We start from the raw sequence: 19,545 nt of genomic DNA on the forward strand, positions 1-19,545 counted from the left end.
TACTTAAATAATTTGCATTGCTTAAATCAAAACTTATAGTTAAAGTCTAGTCGCATTACCTGCGTCTCGTAATTGTTCTCATAACGAGCTGTAAAGGCTTCCTCCACAATATCCTGTCGGATACCAAAATTGTAAAACATATCGCTGATAGAGAAGGTGAGTTCTCCTTTGCCATTCATCATGCCTTTTTTGATACCTAAATCCACTGAGGAACGGGAAAGCTGCTCTCCCTGGGGAATATTTTTCGGTGCGTAATAGATTCCTGTCAGTTGAAGCTGAATATCTCTAGGCAAGTTGAACAGGCCATTGAGTTTGAAATCCCAGGTATTATCATCAGACTCATTGATGTTAAATGGACGTTCATAAGGAAAAAGTATTGTGCCCGTATAGGCATCAATATGATTGTTGTACCAGTTGAAACTACCCGATAGCTTGGCAAATTCATTGATATCCTGGGTAAGGATAAGTTCAACCCCAGTATTGGTAGCCCCCCCGGTGTTTTGATAAGTTTTGTTGATGATATTATAATCAGTATTACTGCTGTCAATGGCAAAAATACGCATGAAAGGATCTTCAATAATACGATGAAAGCCCGCCACATACATAGAACCAGTGGCCCAGAGGTATTTATAGGCCAGCTCAAAAGTCTGGGTAAATTGAGGGCGAAGGTAAGGATTACCTACTTTGAGCAGTTCAGGATCATCAAATTTGGGGAAGACCCGCAGTTCGGGCTCGCCGGTTCTGTCTACCCGGTTATTGTAAAAAGCTGAAAGGCGGTTGCTTTCATTGATTTTGTAGGTGAAGCGGATATTAGGAAACAGCCGGAAATAATCATAAGCATCATTGGTGGGATAATAAGCATTAGCCGGGTCCAGATTATAAAACACTTCGGTCTGCTCTGCCCTTATACCGCCCTCAATATCATAGAAGGGCTGCTCCAAGATATAGTTAAGGTAAGCAGCATAGAGATCTTCTCCCCATCTGGACCAATCGCCCAGATCAGGATAAATGATAGAATTTTCTCCGGGAGTGATGGCATACTCTACCGGCAGTCTTCTGATTCTTACTTTGGCACCGGCTTCCAGCCTGCCGCTCATCAGCGGTTTCACATAGTCAATACTGGCGGTGGTGGTATGTTCAATCGCCAGGATATTGGTCTTGTCTTTACCTTGTCGCACAGCTGAGCTATCGTTGAGGGAATAGGTTTCGTCTTCCCAGCCCCGGGTGTACTGAAGCCCAGCGTCCAGCGTATGCCCGGCGGATTCAAATTTATGTTTGTACTGTGCTGAGAGATTGATATAGCCGGTTACCTCTTCCTCATTCCAGGCGTAGTAGCGGTAGCGCCTTTCTGCATTCTGATCAATGTAGGCCACCTGTGCTGTATCCACGTGTCTTTCAAAGTCATAAATACCAGAGAAGGTAAGGGTGTTATTGTCATCCAGGTTCCAGTCTACGCCTCCGTTCAGGATATAGTGTACCTGTCGGCGGTTTTCAGGTACCTGTGAAATGGTATTCCGCCCATCACTATAGTTACGGATGGTAAATTCATTGTTGGGAAGCGCCTCCTGCAAAATGACTTGCGATTGCAGAAAATAATTGAGCTTGGGTGTACGATAGTTCAGGTTGAGGCTGGGGATAGCCTTAGGGTTATTTTGGAAGCTGCCAAGTTCGGTGGGCAGATCTTCCCTGGGTGGTGCTGAAAACGCGCCTAAACCAAGACTTAATCCCACATCACCGCTGAAACCGGATTCTTTTTCTTTCTTATAAATGATATTGATGATACCGGCCATGCCTGAGGCATCGTACTTAGCAGATGGGTTGTTGATGATCTCAATGCGTTCAATATTGGCAGCGGGAATATTATCCAGGGCTTTCTGGTTGCCAAAACCGGTAAGGCTGGACTGCTTACCATCTATCAGGACTGCCACTTTATCGCTCCCCCGGAGGATTACTTTTCCCTCCTGATCTACCGTTACGCCGGGCATGGTTTTCATCACATCCAGTACTGAGCCGCCAGACTGGGAAAGGATATTGTCTACATTAAAGGATTTTTGATCAAGGCCGGAGGATACAATTTCCCTTTGCCCTTCCACCACTACCTCATCCAGTTGAGCGCTAACTGCCTCCAGCGCAATAGTACCTACATCAAAATACGTATTGAGTTCACCTAACAAAACATCCACATTCCTGGGCTGATAACCGACAAAAGAAAAATGCAGGCTATATTTACCTTTCCTTAAACCTTCAATAGAAAACAGCCCCTCTTCATCAGTAATCACTCCGCTCACCAAGGTACTGTCCGGGACAGAAAAAACAGAGACGGACGAATAGGGAAGCGGTTCATTAGCACTGGCCTCCGATACTTTTCCGGAAATCGTATTGTCTCCCTGAGCCGTCAATGATGCTGAAAGTAACATCAGTGCGAGTAAAAAAATGTAGTGCTTCATTTGCCTGCTTTGAGTTATGCAAATGAATGAAGTAATTCTGTAGAAATTCTGGATATTGAGGTGGCTTTCAAAAAAGAATATGAATGGTATGGGTTTGCTCCTTTTGTTGATAAGTGACTTTCCAGTGATAAGTCTCACAAATCTTTTGCACCAGTGAAAGCCCCAGGCCCGATGATTCATGACTGGGATTTTCTTTGACGAAACGCTCAAAAAGTTTTTCCGGTGGATTCGTCAAAGCCAGTCCGGTATTACTGAATTCTAGTCCTTGGTTATCCAGGTAAATATTGATCTCCCCTTCTGCTATATTATGTTTGATAGCGTTGCTCATCAGGTTATTGATGAGTATGCCTGCAAGGGCTGGATTTATAGGAAATGTCCGCGTATATTCCTCCGAAATAAACTTGATGCTCAGCTGTTTATCGGCAAGCATCTCCTTAAAGTCTTTCAGGGTGTTGCTGATGACCTCCTTTAAATTGATCTTTTCCAGATGCTTAAACTGCCGGTTTTCAATTTTAGAAAGCAACAGCAGGCTTTGGTTGATTTTAGAAATGCGGTGAAGCCCCTGGCTGATTTTAGTTACAATTTTAGCGGCTTTCTCCTGCTGAATCTCTTCCTGTAAAAGGTCCAGGTTACTTTTGATGACCGCCAGCGGTGTTTGTATTTCATGGGAGGCATTTTCAGTAAATTCTTTTAACCTCAAATAATCTCCGTGGATCTTATCAGTCATTTTTCTGATGGCTGCATTAAGCTCCTGAAACTCCTGGATATCGGATTGGGTCTCTTTAACGGCCTGGGGATTATCTAGTTCGTAGCTGCGCAAGAGTTGAATATTTTCATAAAAACCTGCCCAAAGTTTTCGTATCTGAAAGTAGTTCACCAGCAAAAGTGCCAAGACCATGAGCATAAACAACAATACCAGAGACACTGTGACTGCAAGCAGTAATTTATCAGATTCTATCAAAGACTCCCTAAAAGTGAGCTGAAAAGGCTGACCTTCAAAAGTTTCGTATACGGTGATCTGCCGATAGGGTATCCATTGCCCCCGGTAGTGGTCCCATAGTACGGTATCCTGGAATGTGCGGGTATCCTGATAAGTATCAACTTGTTTGATTTCAAACTCTACTTCAGCAATATTTTCCAGCGGTATATCTTGCGCTCTAAGTTCTTCTATCTTCTTTTCTATCTCAAAATCCAGGATTTCAGAGATTTCCTCCCTAATGGCTGCCTGTATCATAAAATAAAACATCAGGCCTGCTGTCAGAAATACAGGCGTAGCGAGCAGCAGATAATAGCGGTTGGCCTTAGAGAGCAGCTTCAATCTTTGACGAATTTATACCCCATTCCATAAACAGCATGAAGGTAGTGGTTCTGACTATACTGATTCAGCTTTTTCCTCAGGTTTTTGACTTGGGAATAGATGAAATCATAAGAATCGGCTACATCCATATGGTCACCCCATAAGTGTTCGGCAATAGCCTCTTTGGAAATGACCCGCTGCGCATTGGCCATAAAAAACTCTAACAGTAAATATTCTTTTGGCGTCAGGTCTACAGCATGGCCATTGACATAAACTTCTTTGCGCTCAGGGATAACCAGTATATCCTGAAAGTTAATTTCATTGTTGCCCTGAAAGTTTCGCCTTCTAATCAAAGATTTGATGCGGGCGTTTAATTCTGCCAGGTGAAAGGGTTTGGTTAAGTAATCATCAGCACCAATATCTAGTCCTGTGATTTTATCATCCAGGGAATGTTTTGCCGAAATGATGATGATCCCTGCCAACGAGTAAATTTTCTTTAGCGTGCGGATAATCTCCAATCCATTTCCACCCGGCAAAGTGATATCTACCAGAATACAATCATACTCGTACATATTGACTTTCTCCTCGGCGGCCTTATAATCACTTGCAATCTCACAGAGATATTTTTCCTTGCTAAGAAAACTAACAATCGCTTCTGATAGTGTAGAGTCATCTTCAATGAGTAGAACCTTCATAAACAAATATGATTCCTGTTAATATAGTAAGAAAGTGATTTGATCTTGTTGTTGATTTGATTTTCTTAAAACGATCGTGGCTGTTACACAAATAAAATTTCAGTTCGTATTTAATAATAGTCCATCAATAAGAGAACTCATTTACGTGAGTTCATAGCTGATACTTCAGCAATTCTGCCACAGCCTGCTGATACTCATTTTCCAGTCTCAGATACTTGTCTTCTGCTTCATAGAAATACATGATTTCCATAAAGAATTCTATGGATGAGATTTCTCCCAAGCGCAAAGCCTTTTCCAGCAATGCGGTATTGTTTAGTTCTGAAAGCAATCCCTCATATTCCTGCAAAGTGTTCTGTAAAGTCTGCTGTTTCTCATACAATCTGCGAATTGTATAGAGATGCTCAGTCCTTTCTCTTGCCACTGCCTGATTACTCCAATTGATTTGCGCTTGCGCTAGCTTAATTTTGTTTTTATCTTCCCAAAGTGGAATGGAAATGCCAGCCATAAAGCCATTGTATTGCTGACCTAAGATAGCCTGGTACCGATAACCTGCCTGAAAAGAAGGTAAAACTAATGCCCGGTTTACTGACAACTGTTCCTGACTGACCTCTTGCTGCTGCTCATAATAATTAAGTGTCGGATCATTGGCTTCGGTGAGAGGCTCCAGTACCTCAAACTCAGGAATGTTATCCATCTCAGGATAGTTATCGGCAGTAAACAACATTTCTTCCCCTCCATTCAGGGCTGTAAGCTTTTCTGTCATTTGCACAATCTGACTTTCCAATACTATGAGTTCATTATTCAAATTGAGCCTCAGCAATTTGGCTTTGTTGACTTCCAAGATATTGGCATTCCCTTGCGCTAATCTGCGCCCATAATCCCGTACCAATTGCTCAGCATTGCTAAGGCGTTGGTTGAATACAGCCTGTTGTTTACGAGCATAAATTAACTCCAGGCAAAGCAGTTTGGCTTCCAAAAGCACTTGCTGACGCAATGAATCCAATACAAAAGAGAGTTGGTTGATCTGTGCTTCTGCTAAGTCTTTTTTTCTGAAATAAACAGAAGGAAAGTCAAAAGCCTGGGATACGGTCAAGTCTTTCTGCGTTCCTGCCTCAGCAGGTGTGCCGGGCAGGTATTCAAAAGCAAGCATTGGGTTGGGCAGGTAAATATCTGTCTTAAAGGACAAAGCCTGCGCTTCAACGTACTGTCTTCTGGCTTGTAGTGTAGGATTATTTTGCTCCACAGCACGTAATACTTCCTCCACGGTGTTTTGTGCCTCTACTTTCCGATTCAAGCCAAAGATTATAGTCAGCAGGATGATAAAAAAACAATATTTTTTCATAGCATAGGATGCGTTAATCATGCGTATTTTTTGCGGTAGAGCAGAAAGAACACTGCCGGAATGACGGCCAGGTTAAGCAGGGTAGCACTGAGTAAACCTCCCAATATCACCACTGCCATAGGGCTTTGTATTTCATTGCCTGCTTCTGCCCCGGATAAGGCCAGAGGAATCAGGGCCAGCCCCGTAGTAAAAGCAGTCATTAGAATGGGATTCAGCCTGTCCAGAGAACCTTCAATCAGGGTTTCATACAGGTTTTTTCCTTCAATGAGCAGACTTTGGTAATGCGAAATAAGCAATATGCCATTACGGGTGGCAATGCCAAACAAACTGATAAAACCAATGGTGGAAGCAATGGATACGATACCGGAAGTAAAAAAGACAATGATCACCCCACCAATGAGTGCTAGTGGCAGATTAAGCAGTACAATCCCGGATAACGTCAGATCATTAAACTCTAGATAGAGTAAGAGAAAGATAATGATCATAGCAGCAATAGAAGCCAGGAGAAGTAAACGGGAAGCATTGGCCTCACTTTCAAACTGTCCACCATATTCTATCCTGTATTCCTGAGGTAGTTCTACATTTTCAGCAATGCGCTGCTGAATCTCATTGACTACTCCTCTTAAATCTCTTCCTGAGACATTGGCGGATACTACCACTTTACGCTGTACATCTTCCCGGTTGACGTTATACGGACTACCGGCTACACTGACATCAGCTACATAATAGAGGGGTATTTTTTTACCTTCATAAGTATCCAGTGGGGCATTGCGGATACTTTCCAAATCACCACGGCTCTCCTCTTCATAGCGCAGGACCAGATCAAAGCTTTGCTGTCCTTCATACACTTGAGAAACTGTTTCTCCCGCAAAAGCCACGTCTACAAAGTCCATGAGTTCCTGCATACGGATACCATATTTGGCCAGCAGTGCACGTTTGGGTTTAATCCTGAGTTGAGGCACTTCTATCTGCTGCTCTACATTCAGGTCTACCAATCCTTCCACCCCTTCAATTTGCGTTTGAATTTCATTACCCAGGTTGAATAAGCGAGAAAGGTCAGGACCGAAGATTTTGATGGCGATATTGGCTCTTGTGCCGGAGAGCATATGGTCAATGCGGTGGGCAATAGGCTGGCCTATGGTAATATTAGCCCCCGGCACTACACTGAGCTTTTCCCTTAAGTCTGATAGAAAGGCTTCTTCTGAGCGATCCTGCAAAACAAAGGGTGCATCCACTTCAGAGGCATTGACCCCTTGCGCATGTTCATCCAGTTCTGCCCGGCCCGTACGGCGTGAAGTGACCTCAATCTCAGGCATGGAAAGCAGTATCTCTTCCACCAGTGTACCGGTTTTATCTGATTCTTCTAATGAAATTCCAGGAGGCGTCACTACGCTGATCACTAACGAGCCTTCGTTAAATTCAGGCAGGAAACTTCTGCCCAGCTGCGTCATCATCACCAGTGCTACTGCAAAAAGCACTAGCGTACCCGCCAGCACTGCTTTGGGCAATTTCAGTACGCGTTCCAGCACCCAGCGGTAACGGTGAGATAACCAGCGTTCTACTTTACTACCTTCCGCCTGTTTGAGGAGGCGGTCCCTATTCTTGAGCAGATAGCTGCTCAGTACCGGAGTAAGGGTTACGGCTACCAGCAAAGAAGTCAGTACGGCGGTGATAAAAGAGATTCCTAAAGGACGCAGCAGTCGCCCTTCCATCCCGGAAAGGAAAAACAAAGGAATGAAGGCTACAATGATGATCAGCGTAGCAATCATGATGGAGTTTCTGATCTCTTTGGATGCCTGATAGACAATTTGTACGACTGGCATACGCTCAGCTTCAGACTTTCGGGCATTCTCCCGCAGTCGTTTATAGATATTCTCCACATCTATGATGGCGTCATCTACCAGCACCCCAATGGCAATGGCCATCCCTCCCAGACTCATGGTATTGATGGTCAATCCCAATAGCTTAAGTACAATGATGGTCACAAACAAAGAGAGCGGAATAGCCAGCAGAGAAATGATGGTAGTCCGAAAGTTGAGCAGAAACAGAAAGAGCACCAGCGTTACAAAAAAGGCTCCTTCCAGCAGGGTTCTTTGTAGATTGTCAATGGAAGCCTGGATGAAGTTGGCCTGCCGGAAGATGTGGGTATTGATGTTAACCCCTTCAGGAAGTTGCGTCTGCATATCCGCCAGTTCTGAGTCTATGCGCTCGGTGAGTTCCAGCGTATTGGTTTCAGGTTGTTTGAGCACGGTCAAAATCACCGCATCTTCTCCTTTCATGGAACCATCCCCGATCTTGGGAGCAGCGCCGATGGTGAGTTCAGCCACATCAGCGATGGTGACTGGCGTTTGGTCTACTACTTTGATGACAGATTGCCCCATCTCAGGAAGCGCAGTGGTTTTCCCTTCTCCACGGATGATGTATTGATTACCGTATTCATTCAAAAAGCCCCCGGAAGCATTCACATTGGCTCCGGCCACTGCTTCTTCCAGTTCTGAGAAAGTGACACCATAATACTTCATCCGTTCCGGTGAGGCCAGTACCTGATACTGCTTATAATCTCCTCCAATGACAACTACTTGAGAAACTCCACCTACCGATAACAAACGTTTCCGGATGGTCCAGTCAGAAAGGGTGCGCAGTTCCATGGGGGAAACTTCATCAGAACTCACACTAATAAGCATAATCTCTCCCATGATAGAAGATACCGGTGCCAGCACCGGACTTCCGATACCCGGGGGCAGGTTTTCTTCTACCTGAGTAAGCTTTTCGCTGACAATCTGCCTGGCTCGGTAGATTTCCGTTCCCCATTCAAATTCTGCCCATACGATGGAAATCCCCATCGCAGAAGAAGAGCGTATCCTGCGTACATTGGGAGCCCCATTGAGTGCAGATTCTATCTGATAACTCACCAAACGTTCCACTTCTTCAGTAGCCATACCATGTGCTTCGGTAAGCACGGTTACGGTGGGAGCAGTGAGGTCAGGAAAGACATCCACATCCATTTCAAGGGCAATGACCGTACCGGCTACAGAAACTGCCAGTGCCAGAAAAAGGACCAGCAGGCGGTTTTGTAAAGATGCATTGATAATTCTATTCAGCATAGCTGTTCTGCTTTAGTGGGAATGACCATGCGCCGGTACAGAAGAAGACATAGAAGCCATTTTGACCTGATAGGCCCCTTGTGTAACCACCATAGCCCCCGGAGCTATGCCTTTTAACACTTGTACCTGCAATCCATCATCAGCACCCAACCGAACTTCTCTTTTGGCAAAAGACTCACCGCTGATCTGTTCATAGACATAATAGGTGCCGTAGTCTTCCATCAGTGCTGATTTGGGGATGACCAGTACATTCTCCAGGGTTTGGGTTTTGAGGTAAAGCTCCAGAAATGAACCGGAAAGCAGATTTCCCTGATTATCAAGCTCAAAGTAGACTGGCAGATAATGCGCATCTCCTCCGGCACTCTTTCCATAGGATAGCAGCTTACCATTAAAGCTGTCCAGATCATGTACCTGCTCCTGATAAGAAGTCTTGAAATTGGCTGAACGTATCTGGGGAAGCTTCTGAAAGTACTTTTGGGATACTTCTCCTTTGATCATCAGCCGCTGATCTTGTGAAATAGTAGCCAATGGAGCACCGCTGTTGACATAAGCTCCTTCTTCTACCAGTATATTTTTGATAAACCCCAGGATAGGTGACTGTATCTGTTGGCCTTGAGTGCCGTAATTATTCGCCAGATTATTATAATTGGCCTGGGCGACTTCAAAATCTGCTTTGATCTCCTGAAAGTTTTTTCTTGAAATGATCTGATCTTCTACCAGTGCCTGTGCTCTTTCATAATCGGCCTGTGCCCGTTCATATTCAGCCCTTGCCTGTTGCAGGCGGGTGCCAAGGTTGTTTTCGGTAAAACCCGCAGACTGAATATTGAAAATTCTTTCCCCATTTTGCACAGGCTTACCTACTACGATCTGAGAACCTGCAAAAGTAACATTACCGCTGGTCCGGGCATTAATCACTCTTTCTTCCCCTGGCACGGGCATGATCTGCCCGGAAGTTTTGATTACTTCATGGATGTCTCTTTTCTCGACAGCCTTTACCTGAAAATTTACTTTCCAGGCTTGCTCTTTCAAGAAAGTGACTTCTCCTTCCTCCTGTTCGGGGGCATGCTCCACAGCCTCTTCGGTAGTGGCATATACTTCCAGTGAATCAATGATAATACGCTCCTGCATACCAGGCGCATTCAATTCAAAAATAAGCCGGGCTTGCCCTGCCTGTTTGGGCTGTAAGGCAGGGTTGAAGATCCCGGGTGAAGAAGGCGCATCCACCTTTTGACGTATGCCCTTATCTCCCTGCACCAGGCTCACGGTTACTGAACCTTCAGTGACCGGTTTATAATCTTCTAATCGGGTAAAGTGCGCGGCAAAAGAGCTGAGCTGTCCCACTATCAAAGGCTGGAATTCTACAAACAGCTCCAAACTATCGGTCCATACGGTATAGGATAAAGCCTCAGCACCATGTTCGTGCCCGCCTTCTCCATGCGTATGTTCCTCATCTGGGCTGAGCTGGCAACCATAACCCAAAAGGGCTATGGCCACCAGAAACCATATTGGCTTATACATGATAAAAATAATTTTTAGGTGCGCTTAATGATCATGATCCTCTCCGTCCTCATGCATCTGTTCGTGATGCGTAGAGTCGGATACACTGAACTCTTCCTGCTCATGATCTTCATGATCGGCATGGGTAGAACCATCTTCGTGAGTATGGGTGCCTTCATCATGGCTATGTCCATGATCATCAAGTAGATGTACCAGTGCAGGCAGATAGGTATAGAATTGATAGTAAAGCGATATATAAGAAGCTTTTCATTTTCTTAAAAATTTGAATGTTAAAACAAGGGAATAGAAAAGACAGACCTTTACCTGTAATGTGATAAAGATCCCATGCAACATTTAAGAAAATGAAGGAGGGCCACGGCGGGAAGTAGTGTTGAGATATAAAAGTTGAAGTGCTTTATGGTGTTGCCATTCGGGAGGCTTGGGAATCTTGAATAAAAGAAAGAGGCTCCAGGCAATGCTATAGAGCAGGAATAACAGGACCGCTACCAGAGGAACAAACAAGCTTTTGTTACTGGTAAAGTCGGTAAAATGGTTTACTCCCAGATTGGCATGCGCCAGTAAGCTGGTTAGACCCAGAAGCGAATCTGTATCTTCTGAAGAATTATTCTCTGAACTTTCGCCGTGATGATGATGTGATCCATCACTATGATGATGCGTTACGGAATGATCCACCTCTTCTGCTTCAATATGTACATGAGGTATAGCATTATGCAACAATACACCTGCATAAAGAATAAGCATCAAAGTACTTGCTATGGTAGATCGCCAGTTCATTAAGCCAAAGATAAAATAATTTTCCTGACTTAAGGACATTTCATGCTCTTCTTTCTCTTACAGTAAAAGCTAACTGATATGGATAAATTTGATTTGGGAGCTTAAGTAAGAAAAGTATATTAATTTTTATCGTACAGCAAAGAGGCCAAAGACCACAAAAGCTGACAGCCCAAATGATCAGTATGATTACTTTCCATTAATGACTAAGGCTATCAGCACGCTGAGGGCTGGAAGAACCTGGCCTTATTTATCTTTTTCAACCATCATATATACCTTACCTGAATGGCCGCTTGGACCTTCCGTATCAGAAGTTAATATGTAGACTTCCCCTTTGGAATTTTGTCCAAAGCCTAACAAGTAAGAGTTCAAATCACCAGTGGGTGTGTTAGTAAATTCTATCTGATGGAAATCCCATAGCCCTGCACTCCCTTTGGGTTTTGCTATGAACACCAATCCATTAGGTGCTTCATGAGTGGCACTCCAGGTACCAAAAATATACTGGCCGTTCCATTTTGGTAATTCATCTCCCCTGTAAACATATCCCGCCACTACCACAAGACCTAAACCACCAGGTTGTTTAGAATTTTTAAATTCAATGACAGGATCAATCAGCGGATCTCCTTCCGGATCGGTATCCGGGCAATCAGCAGGAACATGTTCAGGGTTTTCTGCATCAAAGCAGTGGGAGCCTTCTTTTACATTCCAACCATAGTTGCCTCCTTTTCTTACAATGCTTACTTCCTCCCATAGTTCCTGCCCTGCATCACCTGCAAATAGTTGGTGGCGGCCTTCCATGTCAAAGGAAAAGCGATACGGATTCCGGAAGCCATAGGCATAAATCTCATCCAGTCCTTCCTTATCTACAAAAGGATTATCAGCCGGTATGCCATAAGGATCACCACCATCCACATCAATCCTCAGGATATTACCCAGCAGGTTTTCTGTGATATCCTGTCCATTACCACCAGCATTATCTTCGTACCAGTCATCTACATGGCCCATGCCCTCATCATCCCGATTGCCACCATCGCCTACAGAGATGTAGAGATAGCCATCCATAGGCCCGAAGACCAGTGTGCCGGCGTTATGATTTGAGTAAGGGAAGTCAAAATGTAAGAGGGTCTTCTCCGAATTAGGATCAGCCATCAAAGGTGCTGCCGAGGCGGTGAACTCAGATACATAATTGGTATGGTCCCAATCATCAGGAGCCTCTGCCCGCAGCGGTGCGCTGTAGTAAACATATAATTTACCGTTGCTGAGATGGTCGGGATGCAGGGCTAATCCCAGCAGCCCTCTCTCATCGTAATGCTCATTGAGCTCTACTAATTTGTCGCGGATATCTAAGAAAGGCTCTTCCCGGAGTGTCCCATCCGGCATCACTACCCGAATCAGGCCAATTTGATCCACAACAAGTAATCTTCCGCTGCCATCAGGTACCTCAGTGACCATAACTGGCGCGGTGAGTCCTTCAGCAACCAGTTCAAGAGCTGGTTTTTTTGCCTTGTCTTTTTTGTCATCCAGCACATCTTCCAAGTCATCTATAAAGCGACAGCCTGATATACAAGCAAAGACAGCAAAAATGACAAATAGTTTGGTAGCTGTTGATCGATAAGTAATAGCCCCGGGTTCGTTGTTTAGTGCATAGTTCCTCATGATTATTCATTTTATAGTGAAAAAGTATTTAAAAGCACAAAAAGAGTTTGTACTTTTCTATTATTTAATTATAAAAAAATGTTCTTCATTCGAAGTGGAACCAGGCTATTGGAAGGCTTATATTACTGAAAGAACCTAAGTATGAATTGTGAAGAGTTCTATCAATTTTAGCCTTAGCTTAAGAATTATTGCTAACAAAGTTACTAATTAAATGCAGCAAATGAATGAGCATATCTTTACCTATTGCATAAGTAAGCTTGCTTATTATGCCCTAAAACAAAGGAGCGATAAACACATATTAAGCTTTTAAATCCGTATTGGAAATTTTTACTTTTATTCACAGTCTTGGTAACAAGTCATCATCACTCTAATAGATTTCTGTTACCTCAATTTTCCATAAATTTTCCACATTGTCTTCTTCTTCATCGTGAACTAATCCTTTTAGCTTTACCGTTCCAGGTTTCATAGCTGTAGTAATCCTGCCCTCAGTATCTGAATCTATCTGAAAGGTCTCGTTGTTTACATTGACCTGCCAGTGATTTCCTTTTTGCTGTAACTCGCCTTGCAAAATTACTTCCGCACTTTTGGCTGAAAATCCATTATTCTTCACTTCTTTCTGGATTTTTTGCAAGGTAAGTTCATTGTCGGTAGCAAGCGTAAGATAAGCTTTGCCGTCATTGAGGCTTACTTTTACACTTTCCAGCCCATCCATTTTCTTGAGCCCACGCTCCAGACCATAGGCACACGGAGCACAGTCCATTCCAAATACCTCCTGATCTACTTTGATCAACTGAGCCATTGAACTACTGAAGCTGAAAATGGTTAATGCTACTATTATTCCTATCTTTTTCATATTTTTGTTTATTTAATGTTATAACCAATAACTGATATTCATTGAAAGTCTGTATCGCTCTTTGGGGCTTTGCACTACATCCTGATAGACCGGAAATAAAGCTCCGAAGGATATACCCCAGGCTCCATAAAGCCCGAGGAATGAAGGCCCAATCATTACTTTTTTCCCTCTTTGGTCAACGGGAGTAAGCTGACCTTCAAGGGTATTAGCTCCCGGAAACTCCGCTAGTGATTCAACAAACATTCTCCAGTCCGGCTTTGGATAATCACCCATAAATATATTCGGCCGATAACCGACTACCAGACTTGCATAAGGAAGGTCACCCAACTGATCATTAGACTCTTTGAAGTAATACTGATAACCACCGCCTATCCAGGCGTACCAGATACGGGAAGCATAGCCGGTAGAGATCGCTCCGTGAATGGAGTTGCTTACATTGATCTCTCCTCGGGTTTTCTCCGTTGGTGCCGAAACACTTAAAATGGCGGTGGATTCAAAGCGTTTGCCAACGCCAAATGCATTAGAAAAGAAACGATACCAGACAGATGCTTCTATGTCCCCATTCGCTGGCATATTGCTGTTACCTCTTGTTCTGGGGGCTTCAGACAGTCTGTTGATCATGGTGGGTGTTGTAATGTTGAGTTGCAGATCTTCAGTCACCCCATACGACCAGATGTATCTAAGCATAAAGGATTGATCATCTTCGGTGGCTAAGCTCATGGCTGCTGCATTAAAATCTACCCCTCCTTTCACCAATGTGGGGGTTTGTAAACCATAAAGCGGTCCGTGTCCCTGAGCTTTTACCTGAGAAATGACTATAATTGTTAGTAATGTTATAAAGATTGTTCTTTTCATCGTATGCATTTCACATTCCTAAAAGTTGTTGAAGCGGAAGCAATAGATAAGCAGAGAATAATCCGAGTATGTATAGCCCAAATGAAACCCAAAGAATCACTTTGCTCCATCGGGCGGCTGTATCACATGGTGTTTCATTGCCATATTCGTCAATTTTACATACCTGATTATTCTTACGTCCATAAAACAGCCAAAAGTTAAATCCGATCAATATTCCGGCTCCTAGAAAAGTCCATTCCTTGTACTTGCTCAGCCAAATCAATGCCGGAAAGTCCGAAACTAATCCTGCCACTACCGCTCCCATACCAACAGCCACCAGTAATGATGGAAGGGCACAGCACAGCAAGGTAGATACTGATGTAAATAAGGAAGCTATGCTGACGAAATCCTGCTTTAATGATTTTAAGACTTCCATAAGATTATGCCGCCATTTTAGCACAACTTTCTGCGCAGGCTGCACATTTTTCTGCACACTGCTTGCACACTTCACTGTCAAATTTGCCGCACTCTTCTGCACACGCCTTGCAAAGATCCGCGCAAATAGCACATACCCTGCGGGCGTAATCGGACTGGGAGGCCAACATCTGTGTACATGCCGTACAAAGGGCAATACAATCCAGGCAAAGCTGGTGGCACTTTTTCATGTCCGGCTCGCCTAAGTGCTGATCCAGACAGATGCGTGCTGCGGTGATACATTCGTTACAATTGTCAATGCATTGTTGTAAATCATTACTCAATGGTTTCATAATTTTTGTGATTTAAATGAATTCCCTTGCCTGCACGGCAGCAAGGGGAAAATATAATGTAAGCCGTGCCTTACTTGTTTTTACCCTTGTCCTATACCCGCTTTGATCAGCTCTTCTTTAGAAATCCCCTGATTTTCACAGCAGGATAAAAGTGAGCCATTCACAGCAATAGCAGGTACTTTTTTGATTCCATATTCTTCCAGCTTGCTCAGACAGGTTTTGTCCTCACACTGTTTTACCAAATCATAAATTGTGATCTCACATTGCTCACATGCCAAATCTTTCACTATTTGAACTACCGGATCGCAAACAGGGCAGTTTGCTGTAAATATTTCTACTTGTCTTTTCATCTTTACCTCCTTTTAAAATGTACAGTTTTATATGTTTGAGGGTCTCTCTGGATAAGAACAATTCAAAGGTAAGTTCAGGGAGGGGGTGGTAGCCAAGTGAATAAGGCTAGAAAATTTGATTTATTTTTTTTGTAAGGATAAAGGTTAGTATAGGAAGCACGGAAATGGCTAAAAATGGAGAAAGATCGATATTTGTGAAGGGTTCATGAATAAGAAAACTGAATTATTCCTTCTCTTGGCCATTATCTGAGCCTATGCGCTGTTTTAATTTAGCAATCTCATTCATCATAGTGGTAAGATTGTCCAATTCTAGATTAGGAAATTGTTGACGGATAAATTCTATACGGTCTTCATTACCACAATTGCCCGGACAGGCTTCTACGGTTTCGGATATTTTAATGGCTAATGCTTTGCGGTAGGCTTCATCCAGTAATAAATAATGGGCTTTGTCCAACCCTTTTTGGGCTGCTTTGAACTGTATCAAAATTTTTTCCGGATCTTTTCCTTCATCCAGCATTTTTATCAGACCATCTACCTGGCCTTTGATACTTTGCAGGCGGGTTTTTATATCCTTTGTTAGGTCTTTGGGTATCATAATACTTCGCTTTTTGTTAAAGGTACGTTTCCTTCCGGGGTGGTAAACAACAAATTTTGTGGTTTTTCTAATTTCAATTAAACCATTGACCCGATATCCGATCCCATGGAGGGATAGGAATAAACCATGTTTCGTATATCAGATACTTTAAGTTTTCCACGAATGGCCATCGCAAAAAGGTTGATCATTTCCTCTGCATGAGGCCCGATGATGTGTGCTCCTAAAATGTATCCTTCTTTGTCAGAAATGACTTTATAAGCATAGGTTGATTCATTGATCCGTTTGGCATTGTACCACTTTGATGCAGAGCCGCCTTTTACCTGATATTCAACGCCTGACTCTTTTGCCTGTTCTTCCGTCATGCCAACCGCAGCAAGTGTGGGTAAGGTAAAGACTGCGCTCGGCATTTCCGTATAGTCAGGCTTTTTGGAATTTCCCCGGATAATATTGGCTGCCACTGCATGACCTTCCAATACGGCCACTGGGGTTAGATTAAGCCCCTTGCTAGCAGCCGCATCACCTGCTGCGTACACCCGCTCATTTATTACACTTTGTAGGTATTCATTTACTTCAATTCCTTTCTTTCCGTAGGAAATATTAGCTTTTTCCAGATTAAGGCTATCCAGTTCCGGTACTCTACCGGCTGCATTCACTACCAAATCCGTTTGTATGGTTTTTTCACCATCTTTTGCTTGAGCCTTTACCGTATACCCTTTATCTACTTTTTCAATGGCTACCACTTCTGACTCTAGATGCAAGGCAATCCCCAATTCTTCGGTAGCTTTCACAAGGTGTTTCACAATATCGGGTTCAAAGTTTTCCAAAGGCAGCTTCCCTCTATGCAGGATAGTAACCTTGCTACCTGCTCTGGCAGCCAGATGGGCAAATTCCATAGCTATATATCCACCTCCGATAAACGTAATATATTTGGGAAGTCGTTCTAAATCTAAAAAGCAAGTGCTGTCTATCGAAAGATCACCTCCGGGAATGCCTGGTATTGCAGGTCTTGCTCCCGTTGCAATGACTATTTTCTCAGCTTGAAGCAAATCTTCCCCGATGCGTACCGTGTTTTCCGACTCAAAGCTGGCTGATCCATGATACATTTCTACACCCGCTTTTTCATAGCCCTTCTCCACGCCTTTAGGCATTTTGGAGACAAACTCATTTTTGTAAGCTATCAAATCCTTCCAATTGATGGAGATATCCCCTTCAATACCGATTCCTTTCATTTTATTGGCCCGGTCAATGATCTCAGCAGTTCCTACCAATATTTTCTTGGGGTCACAGCCACGCAAAGCACAGGTGCCTCCATAAGGGCGGGAATCGGTTATGGCAGTTTTTAGTCCTTTTTTGGCGCATTTATTGGCAATGGTCATCCCCGCCATGCCTGATCCGATTATTATTACATCGTATTTTTTCATCCGCAACAATTGTTTTTACTGCCTTCCTGAATAGGTGGGCAAGCGATTGTACCATAGGAACAGTAAACACAGCAATCTCCATCTTCAGGCCTGATTACTTCTTTACAATTTTCACATTCGTAGAAATACTGACATGCATCTGTGGGCATGGTTTCCTCTTTCTCGTGTCCACAGTAGGGACAGGTAATAATGGATTGTAAAATGATTTCTTTCTCCATGCTAATTCTCGTTAGGTTTGTCAACTACTTTGTATCCGGTCTTATTAATTGCTTCTACAATCTGTTCCTCTTTTACTTTTTCAGGGTCATACTTAACTACTGCATTCTCATTTTCATAAGAGGCTTTTACTTCCTGAACTCCTTCTAATTTGCCAACCTCATTGTTGACATGAGACTCGCATCCCGAGCAAGTCATTCCTTTTATCTTGAAAGCTGCTTGTTTGACATCTGACGGCTGTTCGTCAACTACTGAACTTGAACTATCCGAATCAGGATAAAAAATTTGTGAGTAACTAGGAAAGGCGAGCATTAACCCTACAAAAACGGTGACAATGCCAAGAAATCTCTTTGATTGCCAAAATGAAGGTTTCTCATCTTCCTCACAGGCACATTCAATGCCTTCTTTTGTCCATGGTTTTAATTTCTGATACCAGGCAAAAGCCAAAACCCCAATTGTCAGTGCTATTAAATAGGGTCTGAATGGCTCCATCCATGAAAAGGTGGCGGCAATACCGCTGATACCTGCTAGCAATGAAAAAACAGGAGTAATGCAACATAATGAAGCTATAATTGCTGCGAATAATCCAGCACCAGCGCTTTTAGTTGATAAATCTGTCTGTTTGGAATGTTGGTTACTTGTATTCATGATGCAGTAGATTTTTGTTCACTTAGAGCAAGACTTTTTAAAATTGGGTTGATTACCTTCAGGTTTTCTTCATGAAGTGAATAGAAAACCGTTTGCCCCACCTTCTCACTGGTTACAAGACCTCCTTCTCTCAATTTCTTTAAATGTTGGGAAATGGCAGGCACGGTCATTTCCAAAATGTCACTCAGGTCACAGGGACATAGCTTTAATTCCCTGCTGAGTAGGTAAAGGATTTTAAGCCTGACCTCATTGCCCGATAAGCTCAAGGCATTGGCAACACTTGCGATTGATGGCTTCACACGGTCTATTTCGATTTTACATTGCTGGATCTGCTCAACATCTGCAAAAACACGAATACACGATTTACTCATATCTCTTAATATTTAAGCAACTACTTAAATAACGAAGATAAGAGATTAAAGTTTAAGCAAATGCTTAAATACTTTAATGCGCTCTCGGTGCGTACATAATGATTAACATACCAAGAAGGGCGATTATCCCACCAATAATGTCATACCGATCCGGAATAATACCATCTACTTTCCATCCCCACAGTATGGCCATGATTATGAAGATTCCACCATAAGCCGCATAAACACGGCCGAAATTAGCAGGTTGCCAGGTAGCAACTACACCATAACCAATGAGGATTAGGCTTCCAATAGCACCAACCCACCACGATTTGTTTTCCCTTAAGGCAGATCAAATAGCCCCCGCCTATCTCACAAAGTCCTGCCAGAATAAATAAGAAAATAGACTTTAAGATTGCAATCATAAAGAAATATAGTAACCTGAACTTAAAAACAAAAAGTGTAAGAAGCGTAAAAATATCCTAGCGGGCTTTCCTAAAAGCCTCGTATAAGCATCTAGCAATACACTTTCTTCCACGACTTTGGAGGCTTTCTCCACATTGTATGAGAGTTTGCGATGGTAGAGCTTGTGGGTATGCCCAAATAGAGTGATGGATTTTGAGTTTGGTGGTGATACCTTGTGAGTATCAATTGCTAGTAGCGAGAAAGTGAAGCATAATT

The 19,545-nt window shown here is 43.2% G+C and carries 20 protein-coding genes; 1 reads left to right on the forward strand and 19 read right to left on the reverse strand.

All coding sequences use genetic code 11. The annotated features are described in order from the left end of the window. Window positions 1–26: 26 nt before the first annotated feature. The 6 genes from OKW21_RS21145 to OKW21_RS21170 all read right to left on the reverse strand — a co-directional run bounded on the left by OKW21_RS21145 (window position 27) and on the right by OKW21_RS21170 (window position 10,403). On the reverse strand, window positions 27–2,447 hold the full coding sequence (locus tag OKW21_RS21145; protein WP_277483104.1) for a TonB-dependent receptor: 2,421 nt from the start codon (window positions 2,445–2,447) through the stop codon (window positions 27–29). Window positions 2,448–2,514: 67 nt separating this feature from the next. Then, window positions 2,515–3,765 carry an ATP-binding protein gene (locus OKW21_RS21150; RefSeq protein ID WP_277483106.1) on the reverse strand — a complete coding sequence of 417 codons (1,251 nt, stop codon included), beginning with the start codon at window positions 3,763–3,765 and terminating at the stop codon, window positions 2,515–2,517. Then, window positions 3,762–4,439 carry a response regulator transcription factor gene (locus tag OKW21_RS21155; protein ID WP_277483108.1) on the reverse strand — a complete coding sequence of 226 codons (678 nt, stop codon included), beginning with the start codon at window positions 4,437–4,439 and terminating at the stop codon, window positions 3,762–3,764. Before OKW21_RS21155 ends, OKW21_RS21150 begins: the two co-directional genes overlap by 4 nt. Window positions 4,440–4,590: 151 nt before the next feature. Next, window positions 4,591–5,781, reverse strand: a complete 1,191-nt coding sequence (locus tag OKW21_RS21160) for a TolC family protein (RefSeq protein WP_277483109.1) — start codon at window positions 5,779–5,781, stop codon at window positions 4,591–4,593. Window positions 5,782–5,798: 17 nt separating this feature from the next. Further along, a complete protein-coding gene (locus OKW21_RS21165) occupies window positions 5,799–8,885 on the reverse strand; it encodes an efflux RND transporter permease subunit (RefSeq protein WP_277483114.1) in 3,087 nt (1,028 codons plus the stop codon). Between the two features lie 12 nt (window positions 8,886–8,897). Beyond that, window positions 8,898–10,403 (reverse strand): efflux RND transporter periplasmic adaptor subunit, encoded by a 1,506-nt coding sequence (locus tag OKW21_RS21170; RefSeq protein WP_277483116.1) that lies wholly within the window; start codon window positions 10,401–10,403, stop codon window positions 8,898–8,900. A gap of 33 nt (window positions 10,404–10,436) precedes the next feature. On the opposite strand from OKW21_RS21170, the gene OKW21_RS21175 reads away from it, so the two are divergent. Further along, window positions 10,437–10,589: a hypothetical protein gene (locus OKW21_RS21175; protein ID WP_277483118.1), complete on the forward strand. Its 153-nt coding sequence runs from the start codon at window positions 10,437–10,439 to the stop codon at window positions 10,587–10,589. Window positions 10,590–10,736: 147 nt separating this feature from the next. Here the strand turns inward: OKW21_RS21175 and OKW21_RS21180 are convergent, their stop codons facing one another. The 13 genes from OKW21_RS21180 to OKW21_RS21235 all read right to left on the reverse strand — a co-directional run bounded on the left by OKW21_RS21180 (window position 10,737) and on the right by OKW21_RS21235 (window position 19,177). Continuing rightward, the gene (locus OKW21_RS21180; protein WP_277483120.1) at window positions 10,737–11,177 is read right to left on the reverse strand and encodes a hypothetical protein; all 441 of its coding nucleotides are present in this window, start codon (window positions 11,175–11,177) and stop codon (window positions 10,737–10,739) included. 243 nt (window positions 11,178–11,420) lie between these two features. Beyond that, on the reverse strand, window positions 11,421–12,830 hold the full coding sequence (locus OKW21_RS21185; protein WP_277483124.1) for a PQQ-dependent sugar dehydrogenase: 1,410 nt from the start codon (window positions 12,828–12,830) through the stop codon (window positions 11,421–11,423). Window positions 12,831–13,197: 367 nt separating this feature from the next. Further along, window positions 13,198–13,683: a heavy-metal-associated domain-containing protein gene (locus OKW21_RS21190; RefSeq protein WP_277483127.1), complete on the reverse strand. Its 486-nt coding sequence runs from the start codon at window positions 13,681–13,683 to the stop codon at window positions 13,198–13,200. Window positions 13,684–13,701: 18 nt separating this feature from the next. Next, window positions 13,702–14,538 carry a hypothetical protein gene (locus tag OKW21_RS21195; protein WP_277483130.1) on the reverse strand — a complete coding sequence of 279 codons (837 nt, stop codon included), beginning with the start codon at window positions 14,536–14,538 and terminating at the stop codon, window positions 13,702–13,704. Window positions 14,539–14,548: 10 nt separating this feature from the next. Further along, window positions 14,549–14,953, reverse strand: coding sequence for a hypothetical protein (locus tag OKW21_RS21200; RefSeq protein WP_277483136.1), 405 nt, complete (start codon window positions 14,951–14,953; stop codon window positions 14,549–14,551). A 4-nt stretch (window positions 14,954–14,957) separates the two neighbouring features. After that, window positions 14,958–15,284 (reverse strand): four-helix bundle copper-binding protein, encoded by a 327-nt coding sequence (locus tag OKW21_RS32865; protein WP_477099977.1) that lies wholly within the window; start codon window positions 15,282–15,284, stop codon window positions 14,958–14,960. A gap of 80 nt (window positions 15,285–15,364) precedes the next feature. Continuing rightward, window positions 15,365–15,634 (reverse strand): thioredoxin family protein, encoded by a 270-nt coding sequence (locus OKW21_RS21205; protein WP_277483137.1) that lies wholly within the window; start codon window positions 15,632–15,634, stop codon window positions 15,365–15,367. A gap of 223 nt (window positions 15,635–15,857) precedes the next feature. Then, on the reverse strand, window positions 15,858–16,229 hold the full coding sequence (locus tag OKW21_RS21210; protein WP_277483141.1) for a metal-sensitive transcriptional regulator: 372 nt from the start codon (window positions 16,227–16,229) through the stop codon (window positions 15,858–15,860). Between the two features lie 77 nt (window positions 16,230–16,306). After that, window positions 16,307–17,650 carry a dihydrolipoyl dehydrogenase family protein gene (locus tag OKW21_RS21215; RefSeq protein WP_277483144.1) on the reverse strand — a complete coding sequence of 448 codons (1,344 nt, stop codon included), beginning with the start codon at window positions 17,648–17,650 and terminating at the stop codon, window positions 16,307–16,309. After that, window positions 17,647–17,868, reverse strand: a complete 222-nt coding sequence (locus OKW21_RS21220) for a GDCCVxC domain-containing (seleno)protein (RefSeq protein ID WP_277483148.1) — start codon at window positions 17,866–17,868, stop codon at window positions 17,647–17,649. Before OKW21_RS21220 ends, OKW21_RS21215 begins: the two co-directional genes overlap by 4 nt. Before the next feature lies 1 nt (window position 17,869). Next, entirely contained in the window at window positions 17,870–18,514 is a 645-nt protein-coding gene (gene merTP / locus OKW21_RS21225) for a mercuric transport protein MerTP (protein WP_277483149.1), read from the reverse strand. Beyond that, window positions 18,511–18,885 carry an ArsR/SmtB family transcription factor gene (locus tag OKW21_RS21230; protein ID WP_277483150.1) on the reverse strand — a complete coding sequence of 125 codons (375 nt, stop codon included), beginning with the start codon at window positions 18,883–18,885 and terminating at the stop codon, window positions 18,511–18,513. The genes merTP and OKW21_RS21230 overlap by 4 nt, the downstream gene beginning before the upstream one ends. Before the next feature lie 73 nt (window positions 18,886–18,958). After that, window positions 18,959–19,177, reverse strand: coding sequence for a YnfA family protein (locus OKW21_RS21235; protein ID WP_338130122.1), 219 nt, complete (start codon window positions 19,175–19,177; stop codon window positions 18,959–18,961). Window positions 19,178–19,545: the final 368 nt, after the last annotated feature.

The sequence above is a fragment of the Catalinimonas alkaloidigena genome (assembly GCF_029504655.1).
In the GTDB taxonomy this organism is placed as follows: Bacteria; Bacteroidota; Bacteroidia; order Cytophagales; family Cyclobacteriaceae; genus Catalinimonas; species Catalinimonas alkaloidigena.

Coding starts and splice junctions, on each gene's coding strand:
- OKW21_RS21145 (WP_277483104.1), bottom strand. CDS start 2,447: ATGAAGCACTACATTTTTTTACTCGCACTGATGTTACTTTCAGCATCA.
- OKW21_RS21155 (WP_277483108.1), bottom strand. CDS start 4,439: ATGAAGGTTCTACTCATTGAAGATGACTCTACACTATCAGAAGCGATT.
- OKW21_RS21160 (WP_277483109.1), bottom strand. CDS start 5,781: ATGAAAAAATATTGTTTTTTTATCATCCTGCTGACTATAATCTTTGGC.
- OKW21_RS21165 (WP_277483114.1), bottom strand. CDS start 8,885: ATGCTGAATAGAATTATCAATGCATCTTTACAAAACCGCCTGCTGGTC.
- OKW21_RS21170 (WP_277483116.1), bottom strand. CDS start 10,403: ATGTATAAGCCAATATGGTTTCTGGTGGCCATAGCCCTTTTGGGTTAT.
- OKW21_RS21175 (WP_277483118.1), top strand. CDS start 10,437: ATGATCCTCTCCGTCCTCATGCATCTGTTCGTGATGCGTAGAGTCGGA.
- OKW21_RS21180 (WP_277483120.1), bottom strand. CDS start 11,177: ATGAACTGGCGATCTACCATAGCAAGTACTTTGATGCTTATTCTTTAT.
- OKW21_RS21185 (WP_277483124.1), bottom strand. CDS start 12,830: ATGAGGAACTATGCACTAAACAACGAACCCGGGGCTATTACTTATCGA.
- OKW21_RS21190 (WP_277483127.1), bottom strand. CDS start 13,683: ATGAAAAAGATAGGAATAATAGTAGCATTAACCATTTTCAGCTTCAGT.
- OKW21_RS21195 (WP_277483130.1), bottom strand. CDS start 14,538: ATGAAAAGAACAATCTTTATAACATTACTAACAATTATAGTCATTTCT.
- OKW21_RS21200 (WP_277483136.1), bottom strand. CDS start 14,953: ATGGAAGTCTTAAAATCATTAAAGCAGGATTTCGTCAGCATAGCTTCC.
- OKW21_RS32865 (WP_477099977.1), bottom strand. CDS start 15,284: ATGAAACCATTGAGTAATGATTTACAACAATGCATTGACAATTGTAAC.
- OKW21_RS21205 (WP_277483137.1), bottom strand. CDS start 15,634: ATGAAAAGACAAGTAGAAATATTTACAGCAAACTGCCCTGTTTGCGAT.
- OKW21_RS21210 (WP_277483141.1), bottom strand. CDS start 16,229: ATGATACCCAAAGACCTAACAAAGGATATAAAAACCCGCCTGCAAAGT.
- OKW21_RS21215 (WP_277483144.1), bottom strand. CDS start 17,650: ATGAAAAAATACGATGTAATAATAATCGGATCAGGCATGGCGGGGATG.
- OKW21_RS21220 (WP_277483148.1), bottom strand. CDS start 17,868: ATGGAGAAAGAAATCATTTTACAATCCATTATTACCTGTCCCTACTGT.
- merTP (WP_277483149.1), bottom strand. CDS start 18,514: ATGAATACAAGTAACCAACATTCCAAACAGACAGATTTATCAACTAAA.
- OKW21_RS21230 (WP_277483150.1), bottom strand. CDS start 18,885: ATGAGTAAATCGTGTATTCGTGTTTTTGCAGATGTTGAGCAGATCCAG.